Here is a 20,951-nt window from a genome sequence, read left to right as displayed (position 1 = left end):
AGGATCGGTGCACCGAAGGTGCACTACTGATAGTGCCGGCGCGTCAGAGACACGCCGGCACCTTTTTTCTCATTCTATTGTCCGCAGAAATTCTTTCAGAAGGAACGAGCAGAAATACGGAAATGAATAAACATTATCCTCAACCCCGATATTTCCGTTAAACAGTTTAACTCCGAAAGATATATCAGAATATCTGTCTGAACTGATAAGAGTTTTCAGCGATTTGGTCTTCCCGTTTTCCGCCTTGACTTCAACCGGAACAAGATGATCCTTTGTCCTCATGAAAAAGTCCTGTTCAAGCTGCGAATCATCACGGCGGTAATAATACAGTTCGCATCCGCTCTTTACAAAAGCTTCACCGACAATATTCTCATACAGCGCACCTTTATATACTCCAAGATTTTTATTTGCACGCAGATCATCCTGGGCTTCATCATCGAGCATTGCCACAAGAAGACCACTGTCAGCAAAATACAGTTTGAATTTGTCTTCGTCATAGTTGCCTCTCAGCGGCAGCTCCGGAAACGACATACAGTAGCAGACATTCACGATTCCCGCATCATTCAGCCATTCGATGCATCCGCGGTAATCACGGAAACGTGCTCCTGTGGCAACTTTTGATATCTGAAACTTCTTGTTTTCCTTTGCAAGCTGCGGAGCGATACGATTGTAAACATTGAGAATACGTGTCTGATCAAGTCCGTCGGCATATTTGCGGATATCTTCCTTGTAATCTTCAAGAAGCTGTCTCTGGGTTTCAAGTGAACCTTCAAAAGTTCCGGTTTCGATGTATTTTGAAACAACTGCCGGCATTCCCCCGAGAACGCAATAGTCAAGGAAGAGTGATCTGAAAAGATCCATTTCAATGTCATTGAAAGGTTTAAGTTCCTTCATATGCTTAAGCATATCTTCACGCAGTGAACTGTCATATCCTTTAGCAGTAAGGAATTCATCGAAATCCATCGAACGCATAATATAATCGGTCTTATATCCGACACTGTTGCTTTCAATCTTGTGATAGTTGATTCCAAGCATCGATCCGATGCATATAACATCGAATCTGCCGTCCTCTTTGAAAAATTTCAGACTGGTCGCTATATCCGGAAACTTCTGTACCTCATCAAAGAAGATAAGCGTTTTTCCGGCAATGAATTTTTTCGAAGGATCAAGGAGTGAAATGTACTTGATTATACTCTCGGCACTGTATCCGTCAGCAATGATCTTCTCGTACTTTGGTTCAACAACGAAATTGATCTCTATAAAGCTCTCATAGTTCTCTTTTGCAAAATGACGTACAGTTTCCGTTTTACCGACCTGACGCGGCCCTTTTATTATCAGCGGCTTTCTGTCTGCATCAGCTTTCCATTCGCTTAAAAACTTATCTATTTTACGTGATAAATACATTTTCTGCACCTCCGGTTTCTACTTTATTATGATACTACAAAACCAAAGCAAAATCAAGAGCCTGTAAATTACGTATTTACGTAATTTCAGTGTACTATCGCACATTTTCATAGCGAATAATTTGAGAGTTTGCACATTTTCTTAGCGAATCATCGAGGGGTTTCACACATTTTCTTAGCGAATTATTGCTCGTTATGCACATTTTCTGAAAATCCATGTTTCCCCAAAATTGCTCTCCCAAGTTGGGGGACAATTTCAGAACACCAGTTTTTTGAGGATTTTAGCGCAACTAAACGTTCTGTTCCCCAATCTGGGGAACACGCAAATACCACATTTAACAGCATACTACGTTATACCCCAAACACATATCATTCTTCATCAACGGGCATCTATGATGGCCGTTGGTTCAATAGTATGCCGAAAGGCATTCCTTCTCAGAATCGGTGCATCTTCGATGCACTATAAAATTAATATCGGCGCGTTAGAGACGCGCCGATACCATTTTAAGTGATTATCGTTGAATTAAAACCGACTGCTCAGTTAATAGTCATAAGCCGATTTTGCTATTTCATCATTTCTTTTATTTTGTTCGTTACATGCAGCTTCGATTGCATCATACTTCGCTTTGATCTCTTCTGTATCCATTTCAAATGAATCGGAGTTGATTTCATAATTATCGAGCTTAAATGATTCATAATACCCGTTTGGATATCTACATTCGTATGACACAAGTATTCTGCGATCCAAGAGCTGAATTGTATATTCTTCGCTATCTTTTCCTCCATTACCCGTTCTGAGTATAAAATGATATTCAGTAATATCATTCTCCAGTTCAACACTTTCAATTTCGCCTTCAGTTTTCACTCTGTAACTTGTAAGGGCCTCTTCTATTTTTTTGCATAAATAAAAATACTGATTTCCTGGTTTAGGCGTATCCAGTAAAGAACAGTTGTACCAATAAACATTCTCTAAATTCTTTTCTCCAGTCTCTGTGTCTTGGGTACTGTATACCGTTTTTTCTCCGTTCATAATTAAATCCATAGATACTGACTTATTATCAAACGTACCTTCTCCTGTCACATACATCAGTTCTTTGCCTTCATCTCCATAAAAAACAGAATCGGTAAATTCTTTAGGCATATCTGAACTATATCTGTTACCCTCGCTGTTTTGCATGTAATATATAGAGCCGTTCAGTTCATCCGGAACACTGTCATCACTGTAACCGTGGTTTCGTTCATATTTGTAATCGGCTCTTAAGTTGGTCAAAATATGTACACCTGAATGTATCTGTTCTGCAATTAAAGATTCCGGTGTCATTCTGATATACTCGAAAAATATATCATTGATTTTACCACAGTCAGATTCATTGACTAATCTGAAGTATTTGCCTCCTCCTGAAAAATACCCATTCGCCGTTATTAATATATAATTTCCCGATGGAGAACTTGATATTCCCCAGCTAAGGACCTTGGTACCTACCTCATCATCGATCATACCTTCACTAAATTCATCCTCATTGCATTCTGTCCATTCAAGGTCTATAATTGATTCCGCCATTTTATCAGGATCTGGCACAGAATAACGGTAACGTGCTGAATTATAATAGACTTCGCCTGACAGCGGTGTTCCTGCTTTACCATTAAAGCTTACAACCTCTATATCATCCACCTGATTGCCGAAACACTTCAGCACACATTCTTTGACTCCGGCAGTTTCCGCTCTCTGAACTTCTTCCGTAACTTCCGGCTGTTCCTCATCTTTCGCTTCAGTAACAGCCTCCGTAGTCTCCGGTTCTTCAGTTACCTCAGCATCTCCGCCCGGTAAAAAAGGGCCTTCACCAGAACCTGATAAAAGATGGTTTACTGCTATACCCGCACCGAATACAATGGCAATCGCAGCCGCCATCGCTGCAATATTCCCTGCTCTGAACTTTGACGGTGCTTTTACGATCTTAATATCCTTCTCACCTGAAGGCATTTCACCGGATTCTGTACTCAGACATTTCTCCATACGTTCACGGAACTCATCACTGCAGCGTATGTTGACAAGAAAATTATCATAATCATTAGGTCTCATAAGCATACCCCTCCTTTTCAAGTTCAGTCTTCAGTCTCCTTCGTCCGCGCTGCAGCAGCGAACTCACCGTATTCTCGCTTTTTCCGAGAATATCTGCTATTTCTCTTATGTTGTATTCTTCATAATAATAAAGGAAGATCACCGATGCGTATTTTTCCGGAAGCCGTTCGATCTGCTCACGTATTTCATTGTCCCTTTCAGTAAATTCACACTTCAGAGTATTTTCCAGCGTCTCATCTATCACAGATGTCCTGCTGAAGCGGAAACTTTTTCTGTAATTTTTACACCTGTTTATCGTCACTCGTAAAAGCCACGCTTTCATATGCTCATCATTTTCAAATTTCTGAGGCGCAGCATGAAGCTTCAGAAAAACTTCCTGTGTAATATCTTCCGCCTCATGATAACTACCGGTAACGGCATATGCCGCTCTGAGTACCGTGTCGCCGTATTTTCTGAAGGCATACAAAGCATCGTTTTTATCACTCATTCTTTCCTCTCCTTTCACGATAAAGTGCACTTTATGCTGTTTTCAGGAACGCTGGTAAATCTCAGCTCAGCGTCCCTTCTCATCATGACGTTCACTATATATACAACTGAAAGACAACTTTCCGTGCATTTTTTTGCTCAATATATTTTTCGCACGGATGATTAGTTTTGTCAATAAAAATAAAAGCAGCATAGCCTGCGTAGACTATACTGCCTTACTATCATATTTAAATCATTATGGAAGCCATGACATATGAACTTCGCAGAGCTTATTATCCTCAAAAAAGAACTTGTATCCGCTGTCGTCATCAAACATTGTAGAATCCACAAGATAATCAACCCTGTTAAGATCATCATCTATTTCAGTAGGATCTCCGCTGTTTGCATACAAATCCTCTCTTGTAATGCCTTTCGGAAATGCAAATTCAACAGTGCCTGACTCGCTTACATTAAATGCAGCACCACGATTATCATATAATAATGCACTAACATAACAAATTACACACTCTTTTGCAGGTATGCTTGATCCCGTAATATTAATAAATTCACAGCCAATACTCTGTGAGTCACTTTCACTAATGGTTAAACTTTTATGAACTGTATCATCTCCGTCACTCGCCGGACCTACTTCCTTGTTCATCTTTTCATCAGAGTTACCTTTAAATGTAACGCCTGCATCAACCATTTCCTGCATTGTTGTCTTGCCGAGAGTGAATAAATGACCGTTATAGACAAAGCTTCTGTTATCGAGGTCAGCGTACTTGCTGCTGAGTCCTTCAGCAGGTTTAAAAGTTTCATCAGCCACTGCTTCGGTCTCAGCCTCAGTCACGGCTTCTGTAATTTCTTCCTCATTAGCTGCTTCTTCATTTTCATTATCCTCTGCAGCCTGTTCCTCTTCTGCTTCATAAGAAGCAGTTGTAACTTCCACTGCCTTTTCAGAAGTATTTTCGCTTGTAGCAGTTTCTCCACAAGCTGTGAGACTAAGCATAGCAACGAGTGCTGCTACTGCAATTATGTACTTTTTCATTAAGTAATCAATCCTTTAATAGTAATTAGGGCCACTGTTAGTCGTGACACACCAAAGTGAATTATAACACTAAAAAAAATCCAAGTCAATCTTACTGCACATACATTCATTGCATTATCAAATTTTAAATAATATTATAAAAATATATTGTTTACTATGTTTATCATATTTTGCTTTCGATCATTACACGAAATGTATATCTGTCTTTTTTAAACGGACATCTACGATGGCCGTTTTTCAATAGCATGCCGAAAGGCATTCCTTTTCAGAAGCGGTGCATCTTCGATGCACTATAAATAATACCGGCGCGTCAGAGACACGCCGGCACCTTTTTTTATATCTTCTCCACCGCATCACGACTGGTACGGTAAAATGCTGACCTTGAAACCTTGTTTTTTTCCAGATATCCGTTTTCCACAAGATTTCCGATAACCTTCTTTCTTAGATAAGATGAATCACTTATTCCAAGATATTCAGCTATTTCCGCCGCCTTACGTGCCTGATTATAACAGAATGCAAGAACCTTCTCGTCGTGTTCCGTTGCATCTTTACAAGGAATGAACGTTATTTCCGGAACATCATTTTCCGTCATGCCCTTATCATATGTAAGGTCCGGAAGTACCAGAGTAAAATGATCTGACGAAGAAAAAATATACGGCTTATGCTGTTCATCTGCGTCCGCATATTCTTCCGTGATCTTGTCAAATCCGGTGCCGGCAGCCTCCATCACATTACACATTACAAGAACGGATGAAATAAGTTCGTTTCGTCTTTTTGAGATCACTCCGGAAAGATCATATGTCTTACCAATTTTCTCTCCGCGATAAAATCCGCCCGGAGATGATATCTCGATCCTGTTCCGGAACATATCTATCTGTATCTGTGTTCCGTCAAGATAGTAATCTCTGTGAGCTACTGCATTTATCACGCCTTCAAACAGTGCTCGCTTCGGATAGGAATCAAGATTTATTCGTTCGTTGTCTTTTTTTATAATGGTGTGGTTCATACGCTGATCCGCAAACTCCATTATATATTCAATATCTTCGATAAGATTTCCGCTGAACCGGTTGATCGTAACGATCCGTTCACTGCCTTTGTTCAGTCCCGAGAACAGTGAACACTGGACCTCCGTTTTCCCTTCCCTGTATCCGTCCATGAACAGTAACGCACCGTTGGCGAGAAAACCTTCCTCGTTAAAGAAACCCATTGAACCCAGAGCTTTTTCACGGAGTTTCTTCCCTTCGTTATGTTCACTGTAAAATCTTCCGAGCGTTCCGAAATCATTCGGATCATATTTCACATCAGATATCTGAACATCGTACTGCGTGCGGCTGCTTTTAATGCTCATTTCAATTATTTCTTCATATGTTGCACCGCCGGTAAATCCGTCACGTCTCATATATATTGACGGAACGTTTTTTATATTTCAGTATCACCGGCTTGACTGATGATTCAGATACATCCACACGGATTATAAAGCGTTCGTTATCTTTGATCTCATAACGGACAAACGATATGTTCATAACCGGTCTCGGTGTAAGATGTTCAGTTACCTTGTTGTTAAAATAATTCCGCTCATTATCGGCTGCCTTACGGTCAAAACCGATCAGTTTATTCGTTTTATCCTCAACGCCAATGTAAAAAACACCGCCGGATGCGTTTGCAAAACCAGCAATGCTTTTAAGCCAGCCGACAACGTCATCACGATTAAGCTTAGCTTTGCATTCGAGCTTGTCACTTTCCATGCATATATCATTTTCGATTTCTTCAAGATACACGTTATCACCTTCTTTTTTCGTTACTTCAATTATACTTCAATATTACTTCAATGTCAACTTCAATTTACTTCAATAAAACTTCAATATCACTTCAATCTCAACTTCAATATCACTTCAATAAAACTTCAATTACTTCAAAGTCAGAAATCTATGCACCATCAAACCTTCCGTTTAGTAGACACATTAAACATCCATGCCATATAGCAAACAATATCTGTTTCTTATGTTCTATTTTTCATATAATCTTCACTTTATCCACTTGATTTTTTTCTGATAATAGATTACAATAGATTATGTATATAGTACATTATCAGATTAATAAACCAGCGGATCTTTACTGGTGATCTGAACGAAAAATCAGCATTATGAAATACGGGAGGGGGCAGACCATGAAAAGACGTTTTTCAGTCGCTTTGTTTATCGGTCACATGGAAAGCAAGTTCTCGGAGGAAATATTTCTCGGGGCAGCACATGAAGCAGAAAGTATGGACATCAATCTTGTGGTGTTTCCGGTACGTTTCCTTGAAGAAGAGCACACAAACGACTCGTTAAGTAAGAAATATCATTACCAGTACAACTGCATGTTCTCATACGCTGAAAATCACAGCTTTGATGCAGTAATACTTGAAACGGCTGTCATGGGCAGATATGTTGCTCCTGAGGTACTCAGCGAAATAGCACAGAAATTCGGTGACACTCCCGTTATCACGATCTCGGAAAAAATTGATGACCTGCCTTGCGTTTCATTTGAGACCAACGGCATCGATCTGGAAATAGATCACCTCGTAAACGAACACGGAAGAAAACGCATCGGATTCGTTTCAGGTCCTTCCACAAATCTCGAAGCCGTTCAGCGTCTGGAGAAATACAGAGATGCTCTCGAAAGGCACGGGATCCCATATGATCCTAAACTTGTTGCCGAAGGCGATTTTACAGAAAACTGCTGTCCTGTCATCGAAAAACTCCTTACTGAAAATGAAGGCAATATCGATGCCATCTGCTTCTCAAACGACCTTATGGCTATTGCAGGATACAAGGTGATAAGCAAGCGCGATCTTGTTATCGGAAAAGACATCATGATAACCGGTTTCGACGATATATCTGAAGCAGTTTCACTCAATCCGCCGCTTACCACAGTACGTGCACGGTACCGCGATCTCGGCATGAACGCTGTCAAAGCTGCTCACAGCATTCTGACGGGAACTCCGTCCGGTGACGTGACAGTAAAGACAAAGTTAGTCAAGCGTGATTCCTGCGGATGCAAATCAAAACTGACACGTGACATCGAATATCTTCTTACAAGTGATGACAAGGACATAAACAAATTCATTATAAAGATAAACGATATCATTATTTCATATTACGACAGTGTGACCTACCAGCCGAACCAGAGGATAATAAAGAGTCTGCTTCAGTTTGCTGCAAAGTTTTTAACAAATCTGCGTGACTGTTCGGAACTTCCGGACTACAAAATGGCCGCATTCAAATTCGAAGTGCTGCTGAACTACAACATTCTCGATTTCATCAAGCCGGACAATCTGAATTCAGTTCTTTCACTCATCTGTGACAAGGCGGTTTCCCTTGCACGTGACGAGGAAACACGAAGCGGCATATACAAACTGTTCATGGGATTCTTCAAACAGATCATTTCCTACGAGCACAAGAACAGTCCGCTTATAGCAAATGAAATAAAGGATAATGTACGCTGCGTAAACTCAATAATCGGCAACACGATAGAATGTTTCCAGAGCAACAACAGCATTCCGGCAAATATCATGCAGGGGCTGAAGGCGATGGGAATACGTTCAAGCTATCTTTATCTGCACGAAAAAACAGTCATCTCAAAATCGAGAAACGACTGGGTGCAGCCGTCACACGAAATGCTCTTCTCGTATCAGACGAACGGAATGCTGAAATCATTTGTACGCGGAAAGAAGATACGCTCACCATTCCTGTTCAGAAACGAATACATGCCGGACTGCAGATTTACCCTGATCGCATCTCCTGTATTCTGCAGTGAGGAGAATTACGGCATACTCCTCTACGACATAGATACTGACGACTACAACTTCTACAATTCATTCATCACCTCGCAGATCTCATACGCACTCAAACTCAGAAAGATGCTTGAGATACAGAAGGAAGTTCAGTCGGATCTCAGAGAGAGTCTTTCAAAGGCTACCACCAAAAACGAGCGTCTCAATCAGATATCAAGATCTGACGAGCTCACCGGAATACTCAACAGACGCGGATTCATGGAAAGAGCCAGAAGCTGCATACTTGAACATACCGGACGCCGTGCCGCAGTCATATTTGCCGACATGGACAATCTCAAACAGATCAACGATATTTTCGGTCACGACGAAGGTGACTACGCAATACAGAAAACTGCCGAGATACTTACAAAGTGCATACGGACAAGCGACATTGTTGCACGATTCGGCGGCGATGAATTTGCAGCATTCGTTCTTACCGACGATCCTGATTTCAGCATAATGCTGAAGGACAGGATACGTGAAGCCTGCGACCATGTAAATGAAAACAGCGGCAAGCCGTACATGATACGCATAAGTTCGGGTATTTACGAATTCACATGCAGCTACGAAACAAGCCTTCATAATCTTATGAATGAAGCGGACAAGCTGCTTTACGAAAACAAACGCTACAAGATCCGGAATGTTCTACGTAATCCGGAATAAACAGAAAACTTAAAACCGCAGAGAACACACTCTGCGGTTTTTTAGGGAAACACTGACTAAAGCGTAAATACGGCTTCGCCGTATTTACGGAGAGGAAGACCGCGGGGCTTCGCCCCGTGCCCCATGCTGATTTATGAATAAATCAGCATTTCCTTACAGAGAAAGGACGGACAATGGACAAATTCAAACTCGTTTCTCCATACAAACCATCGGGCGACCAGCCGAAAGCAATTGAACAGCTTACCGAGGGCGTTAAGCGCGGCGACCGCATTCAGACTCTGCTTGGTGTTACAGGTTCAGGAAAGACCTACACCATGGCAAACGTTATAGCCAACCTTAACCGCCCTACCCTTGTGCTTGCACACAACAAGACACTTGCGGCGCAGCTCTGTTCTGAATTCAAGGAATTCTTTCCGGAAAATGCAGTCGAGTACTTTGTTTCCTACTACGACTACTATCAGCCTGAGGCGTACATTCCGGGAACTGATACCTTTATTGAAAAGGACTCGGCGATAAACGAGGAGATAGATAAGCTCCGTCACTCCGCCACAACTGCGCTTTCCGAAAGACGTGACGTAATAATCGTTTCAAGTGTTTCGTGTATATACACTCTCGGTGACCCGAACGAATACCGTGCAAGAACCGTTTCCGTCCGTGAAGGCATGGAAAAGTCAAGGGATAAACTCCTTGAAGAGCTGGTAAGCATACACTACGAAAGAAACGACATCGACTTTCAGCGTAACAGATTCAGGGTGCGCGGCGATGTGGTCGAGGTCTTCCCTTCCGATACCTCGGACAAGGCTGTACGTATTGAATACTTCGGCGATGAAATAGACAGAATATGCGAGATAAATCCCGTTACCGGCAACATAATCTCACAGCTTTCACATACCGCCTTCTTCCCTGCTTCACACCATGTGGTATCTGCCGAAAAGATAGACGCAGCAGTAAAGGAGCTTGACCGTGAGCTTGCAGAACGTATAGAATATTTCACGGAAAACCACAAACTGATAGAAGCACAGCGAATCGCTGAGCGTACACACTACGACATGGAGATGCTGAAGGAAGTAGGATTCTGCAGCGGTATTGAAAACTATTCAAGAGTTCTTTCAGGCCGTGAACCGGGCAGCACACCTTTTACGCTGCTTGATTACTTCCCTGATGACTATCTTCTCTTCGTTGACGAAAGCCACGTTACACTTCCGCAGGTGCGCGGCATGAGTGCCGGTGACAGAGCACGAAAGGAAACACTCGTAAACTACGGTTTCCGACTTCCGAGTGCCCTTGACAACCGTCCGCTTTATTTCAATGAGTTTGAAGAGCGAATCAACCAGGCGATATTCGTAAGTGCAACACCGGGACCTCTTGAAAAGGAACAGTCCTCGCAGACAGTTGAACAGGTAATCCGTCCGACGGGACTTGTTGATCCGGAAATAATCGTAAAACCGATCGACGGTCAGATAGACGACATCATTTCCGAGATAAACATACGCACTGAAAAGAACGAACGCGTGCTTATAACCACGCTTACAAAGAAAATGGCTGAAGATCTGACTGCGTTTCTTGAAAATGCGGGAATAAAAGTGCGCTATCTGCACCACGACATTGACACCGTTGAAAGAATGGAGATAATACGCGACCTGCGTATGGGTGAGTTCGACGTGCTTGTCGGCATCAACCTTCTGCGTGAAGGTCTTGACATACCGGAAGTATCACTCGTTGCAATACTCGACGCAGACAAGGAGGGCTTCCTAAGAAGCGAGACATCTCTCATTCAGACCATAGGCCGTGCCGCACGTAACGCTGAAGGCAAGGTCATCATGTACGCTGACTCAGTTACAAAATCGATGGAAGCTGCCATCACGGAGACTGAGCGAAGAAGAAAACTGCAGATGGACTACAACCGTGAACACGGCATTGTTCCGAAAACGATAATCAAGGATGTACGCGACGTTATTGAAATAACATCGAAGAAAAAGATAAACGAAAAGAACGACGGCAAAAAGCTTTCGGCAGCAGAAAAGGCCGAACAGATAAAACTGCTCACCGCACAGATGAAGGAAGCCGCAAAGCTTCTTGAATTCGAGCACGCAGCATATCTCCGCGACAGGATAGAAGAACTTAAAGGTGAAAAGAAATAATGAATAACAAGATAATCATAAAGGGAGCAAGGGAACATAATCTGAAGAACATAGACATCGAACTGGAAAGGAATCAGCTCATAGTAATGACTGGTCTTTCAGGTTCGGGAAAATCTTCACTCGCCTTCGACACCATATATGCCGACGGTCAGAGAAGATATGTCGAAAGTCTGTCGTCCTACGCAAGAATGTTCTTAGGACAGGCTAACAAGCCGGATGTGGACAGCATTGAAGGCCTTTCACCGGCCATATCGATAGATCAGAAAACCACATCAAAGAACCCGCGTTCAACAGTAGGTACCATTACCGAGATACACGACTACTACCGTCTGCTCTATGCAAGAATAGGCATTCCGCACTGCCCGGTCTGCGGAAAGGAAATAAAGCAGCAGACCATCGACCAGATCACCGACAGACTCATGGCTCTTGAAAAAGGCACAAAGGTCCAGCTCATGGCTCCGGTTATCCGCGGTAAGAAAGGCACACACGCAAAGGAACTTGAAGCAGCAAAGAAGTCAGGCTTTGTACGTGTGCGCTGCGACGGAATAATGTACGATCTTTCAGAAGAGATAAAGCTTGAAAAGAACGTAAAGCACAGCATTGAAATAGTCGTTGACCGTATAGTGATCAAGGAAGGCATTGAATCAAGAATAGCTGACAGCCTTGAAACGATTAACTCAGTTTCGAAAGGTCTTATTCTCGCTGACATCATCGGCGGAAAGGAAATGCTCTTCTCACTCAATTACTCATGCCCTGACCACGATATTTCAATCGACGAACTCACTCCGAGAATGTTCTCATTCAACAATCCTTTCGGAGCATGTGAAACATGTACGGGACTTGGCGTATTTCAGGAGATTGATCCGGATATAATCGTACCGAACCGCGAACTCAGCATTCTTGACGGTGCGATACACGCTTCCGGATGGAACTCACTTACCCCGAGTTCATTTGCCATGATGTACTACACCGCCATCTCAAAGGAATACGGTATACCGCTCGACCGTCCGGTAAAGGAACTTACAAAGGAACAGCTTGATCTTTTCCTGTACGGCACAGGCGACAAGGCAATTACTCTTCACCGTGCATCCGTCTACGGCGGCGGTGTTCACAAGCAGCCTTTCGAGGGCGTCATCAACAATCTTTACAGGCGCTACAAGGAAGGCGGCCAGTCATGGAACAAGGATGAGATCGAAAACTACATGACGGAACGTCTGTGTCCGGACTGTCAGGGAAAACGTCTTAAAAAGGAAAGCCTTGCAGTTACAGTAGGAGGCAAAAACATCGCTGAACTTTCTGACATGTCAGTTCTTGACTCGCTTGATTTCTTTGAAAACCTGGAACTTACCGAAAAGGAAATGATCATCGGCAAGGCAGTGATAAAGGAAATAAAGTCGAGACTCAACTTCCTTAAAAATGTCGGACTCGGATATCTTACACTTTCACGTTCAGCCGGAACACTTTCCGGCGGTGAAAGCCAGCGTATAAGACTTGCCACACAGATAGGTTCATCACTGGTGGGCGTTCTGTACATTCTCGACGAACCGAGCATAGGCCTTCATCAGCGTGACAACGACAAGCTCATAGCAACACTGAAAAAACTCCGCGATCTCGGCAACACGCTCATCGTTGTTGAACACGACGACGACACGATGTACGCTGCTGACACCATCGTTGACATAGGACCGGGAGCTGGTGTGAACGGCGGTAACATAGTTTTCAACGGTACGGTAGATGAACTGTTGAAATGCGAAGCTTCGATAACCGGTCAGTACTTAAGCGGAAAGAAGAGTATTCCGGTACCTGAAAAGCGCAGACCGGGAAACGGACACTTCCTGTCCGTACGCGGTGCGGCACAGAACAATCTTAAGCACGTTGACGTTGACATCCCGCTCGGAACATTCACCTGCGTCACAGGTGTTTCCGGTTCGGGAAAATCATCTCTCGTAAACGAGATAATCTACAAGAACCTCGCTGCAAAGCTCAACCGCGCAAAGGTATTTCCGGGAAAATTCGATGAAATGCTCGGCCTTGAAAATCTCGACAAGGTAATAGACATCGACCAGTCCCCTATCGGCCGCACACCGCGTTCAAACCCGGCGACATACACCGGAGTTTTCGGTGATATACGCGAACTTTTCGCTCAGACGAACCAGGCAAAACTCAAAGGCTACACTGCAGGACGTTTCTCCTTCAATGTAAAGGGCGGACGCTGCGAAGCCTGCGAAGGTGACGGTATCATCAAGATCGAAATGCACTTCCTGCCGGATGTATACGTTCCGTGCGAAGTGTGCAAGGGTCACCGCTACAACAGGGAAACTCTTGAAGTAAAGTACAAGGACAAGTCGATATATGACGTTCTTGAAATGACGGTCGATGAAGGTGTTTCCTTCTTTGAAAACATCCCGAAGATTGCCCGCAAACTGAAAACTCTTCAGGAAGTCGGCCTCGGATACATCAAGATAGGCCAGCCTGCAACAACACTCTCCGGCGGTGAGGCACAGCGTGTCAAACTTGCCACGGAACTATCAAAGCGTTCGACAGGCAAGACGATATACATCCTCGACGAACCGACCACCGGTCTTCACAACGCCGATATACACAAACTCACCGAAGTACTGCAGAAGCTCGTTGACGCAGGAAACACAGTCCTTGTTATCGAACACAACCTTGGACTCATAAAAGTCTGCGACCACATAATCGACATCGGCCCTGAAGGCGGTAACGAAGGCGGTACTATCATAGCCACCGGCACCCCGGAAGAGATCGTAAAATGCAAAAAATCATATACCGGTCAGTATCTGAAGAAGTATCTTAAATAAAATTCTGAAAACTTCAATGTCCGGTTCTAAAGTACAGGGCATGAAGTATTTCCGAATTCAGATGCGTCCTGTGCATCTGAATTAAAAATTGTGCCGCAGGCACCACCTTTTTATCGGTACGCCTGCGGCGTTCTATTTTAAAAAACAAAACATGAAGATCGCTCTTCATGTCTTGTTTTTTTAATATAATCGCAAATCATTTTATGATCTTTTCTATCCGGCATTCATGCTTCCTGTTTTCCTTATCATAATTGATGCCAACAAGCAGAAGCTCTCCGCTGAACGCCTTCAGTTTTTCGGTATAGTTCTTATTCTTTATCTGACTTATCGCACCTTCGGCTGTTTTGTCATATTTAAGTTCGATAACCATTGCCGGAACATTCATTCCTTTTCGCGGTATGAATGCAAGGTCTGCAAATCCGTCTCCGGACGGGAATTCTCTGATTATCTCGTACTGCTTTCTTGCTGAGTAATATGCAAGAGACAGTGTTACGGAAAGTGAAAGTTCGTTGTTGTACGCTATTACCGAGGTGTTCTGGCGGTGGATCTCTTCAACAATATCTGCGACCTTTTTTCTCATCAAAGCTAAGTGTTGCTTTAAGCAGGTCGTCAGACTTGCGGATGGAGTACATTACTTCCTCCCATCCCTTGTCCTTAATGCAGTTGATGAATTCCTGTCGCACTTCCCTGTTAGGAATCCATGCTTCACCTGTGCTTCTGTCGTAGGTGAGGTATCCAAGATGGATAAGTAATGTCATTACATCGTCGGCTGATCTGAATGAGGTCATATCATTCTGAAATGTTTCAGTTTCCACTCTGACCTTCTCACCTGATATCATTCTTATAACCGACTGTCTCAGTCCGTCCATATCGAGTTCTATAAACACCTTCAGCGCTTCAAATGTCTCTGTTTTCGTCCAGTAGTTACTGAAGATCTTTCTGCTGCATGCAAGCACTACTGACTGCGGATTATATATCGGTGTTTCATCTACCAGATATCCGTTGTACCAGTCTTTCATTTCATCGTATGAAAGTTCATATTTCTCACACAGTGCCTGTGTTTCTTTTTCTGTAAAGCCCATAAACTCTGAATACGGTGCTGCATCATTTATTGAAAATTCGTGATACATATTAAGCGCACTGTGTTCTCCGTATTTCTTTACGGGAAAAATTCCGGTCGCATAGTCAAGAGCAACGTATTCTTTGTCTTTAAGAAGATCGCGGAGAAAATCAAGATAAACAGTATGTGCTTTATTATTTTGCGGAAACACTCTGAACACACTGTCCCATTCATCGATAATAAAAACAAATGGTATTCCTGTTTTGATATATACTGTAGCAAGTGCCTTTTCAAGAGTGTTTCTCGGCGGCATTTTTATATCCGGGTACTCTTCACTGATCTCATACAAAATATCCTCTGTTATATTTTCTTTGATTTTAAGCGGATCTTCATTTGCGGAGATATAGCTTCTTATATCAAGACGGATAACATTATATTTATTTCGGTGCTTTTCAAAGTTTTCAGTTTCACTGATCCGAAGATTTCTGAATAACTCTCTGGAGTCACATCCTCGACTATAATAAGCAGACAGCATATTTGCCGCCATTGATTTTCCAAATCGTCTTGGACGGCTTATGCAGATATGACGTTCATCAGTTCTTATTACTGAATTTGTCAGATCTATAAGCATCGACTTATCTACATATATATCTGAATTTACTGACATTTCAAACAGTCCGTTTCCCGGATTAAGATAGATTCCCATTTATTCACCGCCGTTTCTGTCATTTGTAGTTACATTGATTATACCATAATTAATCACGAAATTCAATTTTATATTTTCGTCCGATATTCCGGCATAAGCCTTGATTTCAGAAAGCTTCAGTGCCCGGTATAAAGCACCTGAAAAGAAAGAAGCTCCGTGGAAGGCTATCAGAGGTATGGGCAGAGCCGATGAAAATATCGCAGCCCTTGAATCGGGCGGCGTTATGTCGTTTCTGCGAGCTGTCTGGATTTTTCTTCAACACTCCTCACGATAATGACCACGCAACTTCCTCATGATTCAAAACCTGAAAGCCAGTCTTTAATGATACCAAGCATATTTTCGTCCAAGGGCTTTTTTATTAGCTCTTTGTATAGCTTTTTAGCATTCAGTATGCTGGCATCTCTGTCACAGCATCTTAAGATATGCGTCAGTTTTTTCTGGAGCAAAACAGGTTATGTGCTTTTCTCCCGAAAGTGCATCAAGCTTATGGAACTCCGCCTGAAAATCAGCCTTTCCCGTTATGGCAAGAACAGGCTTGCCGTATCTTTTCAGTATTTCGGCATAATCCTCCGATGTATAAGCATCGTGTTCTCTCAGCCATTTCGCAGGCATTCCGGCGCCATTGACATACACCTTTTCTTTGGTTGTCTCTTTGCTTTTCTCAAACATATCATCTATCATAGCAAGCTGTTTGTCAAGCTTGAACGACTTTCTCAGTATCGCACCCAGCAAGCCCTTGGCATCAGATACTTCATCAGCCAGGAGGGTGTTCTGATAATACAGAGCGTCCTTCGTACACATTCCCGCACCGCCGAGCAGAATAAGTCCTGCCGTCTCTTCTTTTTCCGTAACAAGAGTTGCAATCTGCGTTCCTTCGCTGTGACCGCAGACGATGATTCTGTTTTCATCAACAAATGGCTGTTTTTTTCAGATAGCGAACTACAGCCACTGCGTCGCTTACGAGGTCGGAAAGCCCTGCGGCGTTGAAATTTCCTCCAGATTTATGCGTACCGCGCTTGTCATAGCGTGCGGATACAAAGCCGTATTCCGCAAATTTATGGGCAAGGTCTTTGTACATATCTGAATGAAACCCGAGACCGTTTCCGTCACGGTCAAGCTTGCCTGTTCCCATGATGATAACAACAGCGGGTGATTTTTTTCTTTCGTCCGTATATGTCACAGTTGCTGCAATCGGAAAATTACCCTTTATCATGACTTCTTTTTCATTGATCTCCATATCATTCACCTCATAAAACAATCAGCATATGTGCAATCATTGCATACTGTATGCCGTATTTGTGGTAAAGCCGTCCGAATACGATACCAAATGCACCGTTCATCAAAAAGCATCTGGTCATCTGTGCCGTGAACCAACTGCCGACAGCGGCGACCGGCAGCAGACATAATGTGAATACCAGGGCTTTTCTGATTTTTTTCATTTCTTTTCCTCCTCTGTAACAGGTGCGGAGATCACAGATAAGCTCCTGCTTTTTCCGCCGTCCTGCGGTTTGCTGTATTTTTCAATGACTTCCCGAAGCTCCTTAAAAAAGTCAGCATAGCTCTCATCGGTCAGAGTGAGCATATAAGTCCGCAGGGACAGCATATCGGCATACGGATCAGCATTTTCTTTATCACTGTATCTTTGGAAACTGCCGTACAGTGCCATGAGGAACTGATATGCACTGTCGGCAATATCGGCATTTCCAGTAAATTTAGTCTCATTTAGTGCCAAAAGCCTTTCCAGACTTCCGCGCACTTTGCGCTCCGACTTGACGATCAATACCTCCTCCTTCAGAAGATAATTGATATGTCGATAAAGCGTAGGCTGCGGAACATCAGGCAATTCTTCGCAGATCTGTTTTGTTGTTGCATCACCTTTTATCTGTAGGAACTGTAATATCTTCATTCTTACAGGGTTTGTGATAACATCGGATAGTTTCATTACATTACCACCTTTCTCAATATATATTATATTCTCAAATATGATATCAATCAATAGAGTTCACAGAAAATTTACATTTGCTGAGATTCTATATATGAAAAGGGATATGCCTTTATTTCGAAAGGTCATATCCCTCATCTAATGTTATGCACTATATGCCTACTGTCCTAAAGTACAGGGCATGAAGTATTTCCAAATTCAGATGCACTCTGTGCATCTGAATTTTCTATTGTGCCGCAGGCACCACCTTTTCAGCGGTACGCCTGCGGCGTGCTGTTTCACCTTATATTGCTTACCGTACCGATCGATACGTAATTAGCAGTGATCGCACCGAGATCTGTGTCCGGCGGAGCTGCCCATATGCGCTTTGTCGAGATTCTGTACAGCTTTTCACCGCTTTCGGATGTTTCCTCGGTATACGTATCGTCATAGAACGGTCCGGTATAGACTCTTGTATTTTTCATTATCCCCTTACACTCGCCAAGAGGACAGTCCGGAAAATTGATATTCCAGATCTGATCATTTTCCGGTGCGTTCTGAAGACAGAACTCTATTGTCTCTGCCAGATATCTGTCGCATACTTCGGTGCACGGCAGCGTCCCGGTCGAAAATGCAGCAGAACGGATGCCGAGAAACGCTCCTTCAAGTGCTGCACCTGCTGTACCGGAATACTGTATATCTGCGGAAATATTAAAGCCGAAATTGATACCGGAAAAAACATGATCCGGTTTCCGCGGAAGAATCTTTTTTATCCCGACAAGAACACAGTCCGCCGGAGTTCCTGAACATGCAAACGCTTTTACCCCGTCTATTTGAAGATAGTATTCCTTCAACCGCAAAGCTTCCCTGCATGTGATACTGTGAGACATTGCACTCCTCTGCCCGTCCGGAGCAATAACATAAACCTGCCCGTACCCCGCCGCAGTCTCCGCAAGTTTCTTTATTCCGGGTGCCTCTATTCCGTCATCGTTGGTAATAAGAATAAGTCTTTCCTTGTCTGTGAGATTCATTATTATCTGCCTTTCTGTCGATTGCTTGGCATTCTAAGGAAACGCTGATTTATTCATAAATCAGCATGGGGCTCCGGGGCGAAGCCCCGCAAATCCCACCCCCGGAAATCCGGCGAAGCCGGATTTCCGATTTAATCAGTGTTTCCCCAAAAGAATGCCGGATTCACAAAAAAATCATATCATATTAACGCTGAGATTTCAATGAAATTTTTACTGAATAATTTTTCAGTGAAAATATTTTCAGTAAACTTGTTTTTTTTATTCTAACCATGTTATAATAACAGTAAACTATCATAAAAAGAAAATTTCGGAAAGAAGTGATCCTATGTTTATCGGCAGAGAAAAGGAACTTGCTCAGCTTAAATCTGAACTTTCAGCATGGAAACGAAAGACTGCTGTACTTGTCTACGGAAAGCGCAGAGTCGGAAAATCCACTCTGATAAAAGAAGCCGCAAAGAGCTTTGACGGTGTTGTGATCAACTATATGTGTGTCACAAGCACGTTTGAGGGAAATCTTGAACTTATCTATCAGAGTGTTTCAGAAGGACTTGGTCTTCCGGATATTCGTTTCAGTTCACTTTTTGACATGCTCGATTATCTGAAAACACAGGATAAAAAAAATCCTGCTTATCATAGACGAATATCCTTATCTCAAACAAACGAAAAAGAAAAATGAAGTCGATTCCTATATGCAGTCTTTTATAGACAGGCTGCCTGAAAATGTAAAACTGATTCTCTGCGGTTCATATATCACAATCATGAAGGAACTGCTCGAAGAAGGCAATCCGCTGTTCGGAAGATTTTCACTGATCCAGCATATACGCGATTTCGACTATCTAGATGCGGCAAAGTTCTACCCTGATCTTCCGGTAAGAGATAAGGTCGCATTCTACGCAGTTTTCGGAGGAAGCCCTTATGTTCTGGAAAATCTGGATACATCACTGACGATCCGTAATAATATAGAACATCTTCTTTTGCCTGAAACAGGGATCATCAGATCGCATATTGAAAATATTATGCTTAAGGAAATACAGAAAACTTTTGACGCCAGAATACTTGAGATCATCGGTAACGGCAAAAAAACGTTACAGTGAGTTAAGGGATATGGTCGTGAAAACTGAAACCGGGCTTTTAGACAAACAGCTTAAGATACTTCTTGACATGGAAACAATTCAGAAAACTGAACCCATCAACCGCCGAAACGACAGTAAAAAGCAGTTCTACGAGATAGTGGATAATCTGATGCGCTTTTACTTCACTTTCATTTTCGGTAAAACTGGAACTATCGCACGTATAGGCGAAGAACAGTATTATAACCGTAATATCTCTGCCGTGATCGAACAGTTCATAAGCAGACGTCTTGAAGGCATCACTCTGCAGTATTTTCACAGAGCAGCCGTACTCGGCATATATCCTGACATAGACGATTTCGGCAGCTACTGGTACGACGATCCAGCAACAAGGACAAACGGCGAGTTCGACTGTGTAATCAGACGCGGAGAAAAATTTGATTTCTACGAATGCAAATACTTCGACAGACCTATGACACTCGAAGAATGCCGTAAAGAAAAATCCCAGCTTGAAGATATAAAAGGTATAAACGTTTCTGAAACCGGCTTTGTCTGTACCGGCGGATTTGACTTCAGCGAAACTGATGGTTTTGTTCTTATAGATGGGGATAAGCTTTATTTACACCCTTAAGGGTATAAATTTAGCTTTAGCACATCGATTTATAACCGAACGGGTATAAAACAGCATCCGGAACGTCATTTTATAACCGATAGGGTATAAATCTAC

General features: G+C 42.8%; 19 protein-coding genes. 6 read left to right on the top strand and 13 right to left on the bottom strand.

Annotated features, from left to right (window positions below):
- Positions 1-69: 69 nt before the first annotated feature.
- The 6 genes from CC97_RS17445 to CC97_RS21170 form a co-directional block, all read right to left on the bottom strand.
- Entirely contained in the window at positions 70-1,404 is a 1,335-nt protein-coding gene (locus CC97_RS17445; RefSeq protein WP_044976652.1) for an ATP-binding protein, read from the bottom strand.
- 540 nt (positions 1,405-1,944) lie between these two features.
- Positions 1,945-3,483, bottom strand: a complete 1,539-nt coding sequence (locus CC97_RS17440) for a hypothetical protein (protein WP_044976650.1) — start codon at positions 3,481-3,483, stop codon at positions 1,945-1,947.
- Entirely contained in the window at positions 3,473-3,970 is a 498-nt protein-coding gene (locus tag CC97_RS17435; protein ID WP_044976647.1) for an RNA polymerase sigma factor, read from the bottom strand. Before CC97_RS17435 ends, CC97_RS17440 begins: the two co-directional genes overlap by 11 nt.
- A gap of 234 nt (positions 3,971-4,204) precedes the next feature.
- Positions 4,205-4,996: a hypothetical protein gene (locus CC97_RS17430; protein ID WP_044976645.1), complete on the bottom strand. Its 792-nt coding sequence runs from the start codon at positions 4,994-4,996 to the stop codon at positions 4,205-4,207.
- Positions 4,997-5,330: 334 nt separating this feature from the next.
- Positions 5,331-6,344 (bottom strand): ATP-binding protein, encoded by a 1,014-nt coding sequence (locus CC97_RS20665; RefSeq protein ID WP_242848196.1) that lies wholly within the window; start codon positions 6,342-6,344, stop codon positions 5,331-5,333.
- 40 nt (positions 6,345-6,384) lie between these two features.
- A complete protein-coding gene (locus CC97_RS21170) occupies positions 6,385-6,774 on the bottom strand; it encodes an ATP-binding protein (protein WP_044976643.1) in 390 nt (129 codons plus the stop codon).
- Positions 6,775-7,163: 389 nt separating this feature from the next.
- Between CC97_RS21170 and CC97_RS17415 the strand changes: the two genes are divergently transcribed.
- From CC97_RS17415 to uvrA, 3 genes are all read left to right on the top strand, one after another.
- A complete protein-coding gene (locus CC97_RS17415) occupies positions 7,164-9,473 on the top strand; it encodes a GGDEF domain-containing protein (protein ID WP_044976641.1) in 2,310 nt (769 codons plus the stop codon).
- 173 nt (positions 9,474-9,646) lie between these two features.
- Positions 9,647-11,614, top strand: coding sequence for an excinuclease ABC subunit UvrB (uvrB, locus tag CC97_RS17410; protein WP_044976639.1), 1,968 nt, complete (start codon positions 9,647-9,649; stop codon positions 11,612-11,614).
- On the top strand, positions 11,611-14,436 hold the full coding sequence (uvrA, locus tag CC97_RS17405) for an excinuclease ABC subunit UvrA (protein WP_156036959.1): 2,826 nt from the start codon (positions 11,611-11,613) through the stop codon (positions 14,434-14,436). Before uvrB ends, uvrA begins: the two co-directional genes overlap by 4 nt.
- A gap of 196 nt (positions 14,437-14,632) precedes the next feature.
- Here uvrA and CC97_RS21630 read toward each other — a convergent pair whose 3' ends face one another.
- The 7 genes from CC97_RS21630 to surE form a co-directional block, all read right to left on the bottom strand.
- Complete coding sequence (locus tag CC97_RS21630) at positions 14,633-15,016, bottom strand: PD-(D/E)XK nuclease domain-containing protein (RefSeq protein ID WP_044976635.1); 384 nt, start codon at positions 15,014-15,016, stop codon at positions 14,633-14,635.
- Positions 14,988-16,202, bottom strand: coding sequence for an AAA family ATPase (locus CC97_RS17395; RefSeq protein ID WP_044976633.1), 1,215 nt, complete (start codon positions 16,200-16,202; stop codon positions 14,988-14,990). Before CC97_RS17395 ends, CC97_RS21630 begins: the two co-directional genes overlap by 29 nt.
- A gap of 405 nt (positions 16,203-16,607) precedes the next feature.
- Positions 16,608-17,003, bottom strand: a complete 396-nt coding sequence (locus tag CC97_RS17390) for a hypothetical protein (RefSeq protein WP_044976631.1) — start codon at positions 17,001-17,003, stop codon at positions 16,608-16,610.
- A 106-nt stretch (positions 17,004-17,109) separates the two neighbouring features.
- Complete coding sequence (locus CC97_RS17385; RefSeq protein ID WP_044976629.1) at positions 17,110-17,439, bottom strand: alpha/beta hydrolase; 330 nt, start codon at positions 17,437-17,439, stop codon at positions 17,110-17,112.
- Between the two features lie 10 nt (positions 17,440-17,449).
- Positions 17,450-17,641 carry a CPBP family intramembrane metalloprotease gene (locus CC97_RS17380; protein WP_044976627.1) on the bottom strand — a complete coding sequence of 64 codons (192 nt, stop codon included), beginning with the start codon at positions 17,639-17,641 and terminating at the stop codon, positions 17,450-17,452.
- A complete protein-coding gene (locus CC97_RS19225) occupies positions 17,638-18,144 on the bottom strand; it encodes a helix-turn-helix domain-containing protein (RefSeq protein WP_049963011.1) in 507 nt (168 codons plus the stop codon). The genes CC97_RS17380 and CC97_RS19225 overlap by 4 nt, the downstream gene beginning before the upstream one ends.
- 278 nt (positions 18,145-18,422) lie before the next feature.
- On the bottom strand, positions 18,423-19,154 hold the full coding sequence (gene surE, locus CC97_RS17370; protein ID WP_044976624.1) for a 5'/3'-nucleotidase SurE: 732 nt from the start codon (positions 19,152-19,154) through the stop codon (positions 18,423-18,425).
- Positions 19,155-19,479: 325 nt separating this feature from the next.
- Between surE and CC97_RS21165 the strand changes: the two genes are divergently transcribed.
- From CC97_RS21165 to CC97_RS21155, 3 genes are read left to right on the top strand one after another with little or no spacing between them, the layout of a single operon-like run.
- Positions 19,480-19,830 (top strand): AAA family ATPase, encoded by a 351-nt coding sequence (locus CC97_RS21165; protein WP_242848195.1) that lies wholly within the window; start codon positions 19,480-19,482, stop codon positions 19,828-19,830.
- A complete protein-coding gene (locus tag CC97_RS21160; RefSeq protein WP_347493880.1) occupies positions 19,766-20,248 on the top strand; it encodes an ATP-binding protein in 483 nt (160 codons plus the stop codon). Before CC97_RS21165 ends, CC97_RS21160 begins: the two co-directional genes overlap by 65 nt.
- Positions 20,249-20,258: 10 nt before the next feature.
- Positions 20,259-20,855, top strand: coding sequence for a DUF234 domain-containing protein (locus tag CC97_RS21155; RefSeq protein ID WP_242848194.1), 597 nt, complete (start codon positions 20,259-20,261; stop codon positions 20,853-20,855).
- Positions 20,856-20,951: the final 96 nt, after the last annotated feature.

This window comes from Ruminococcus sp. HUN007, from assembly GCF_000712055.1.
Classification (GTDB): Bacteria; Bacillota; Clostridia; order Oscillospirales; family Ruminococcaceae; genus HUN007.
This window is presented reverse-complemented; position numbering and strand designations above follow the sequence as displayed.

Bases quoted from the DNA above. Each gene is read 5' to 3' on its own strand.
- CC97_RS17445 (WP_044976652.1), bottom strand. From the start codon at position 1,404: ATGTATTTATCACGTAAAATAGATAAGTTTTTAAGCGAATGGAAAGCT.
- CC97_RS17440 (WP_044976650.1), bottom strand. From the start codon at position 3,483: ATGAGACCTAATGATTATGATAATTTTCTTGTCAACATACGCTGCAGT.
- CC97_RS17435 (WP_044976647.1), bottom strand. From the start codon at position 3,970: ATGAGTGATAAAAACGATGCTTTGTATGCCTTCAGAAAATACGGCGAC.
- CC97_RS17430 (WP_044976645.1), bottom strand. From the start codon at position 4,996: ATGAAAAAGTACATAATTGCAGTAGCAGCACTCGTTGCTATGCTTAGT.
- CC97_RS20665 (WP_242848196.1), bottom strand. From the start codon at position 6,344: ATGAGCATTAAAAGCAGCCGCACGCAGTACGATGTTCAGATATCTGAT.
- CC97_RS17415 (WP_044976641.1), top strand. From the start codon at position 7,164: ATGAAAAGACGTTTTTCAGTCGCTTTGTTTATCGGTCACATGGAAAGC.
- uvrB (WP_044976639.1), top strand. From the start codon at position 9,647: ATGGACAAATTCAAACTCGTTTCTCCATACAAACCATCGGGCGACCAG.
- CC97_RS21630 (WP_044976635.1), bottom strand. From the start codon at position 15,016: ATGAGAAAAAAGGTCGCAGATATTGTTGAAGAGATCCACCGCCAGAAC.
- CC97_RS17395 (WP_044976633.1), bottom strand. From the start codon at position 16,202: ATGGGAATCTATCTTAATCCGGGAAACGGACTGTTTGAAATGTCAGTA.
- CC97_RS17390 (WP_044976631.1), bottom strand. From the start codon at position 17,003: ATGTGTACGAAGGACGCTCTGTATTATCAGAACACCCTCCTGGCTGAT.
- CC97_RS17385 (WP_044976629.1), bottom strand. From the start codon at position 17,439: ATGGAGATCAATGAAAAAGAAGTCATGATAAAGGGTAATTTTCCGATT.
- CC97_RS17380 (WP_044976627.1), bottom strand. From the start codon at position 17,641: ATGAAAAAAATCAGAAAAGCCCTGGTATTCACATTATGTCTGCTGCCG.
- CC97_RS19225 (WP_049963011.1), bottom strand. From the start codon at position 18,144: ATGAAACTATCCGATGTTATCACAAACCCTGTAAGAATGAAGATATTA.
- surE (WP_044976624.1), bottom strand. From the start codon at position 19,154: ATGAATCTCACAGACAAGGAAAGACTTATTCTTATTACCAACGATGAC.
- CC97_RS21165 (WP_242848195.1), top strand. From the start codon at position 19,480: ATGTTTATCGGCAGAGAAAAGGAACTTGCTCAGCTTAAATCTGAACTT.
- CC97_RS21155 (WP_242848194.1), top strand. From the start codon at position 20,259: ATGGTCGTGAAAACTGAAACCGGGCTTTTAGACAAACAGCTTAAGATA.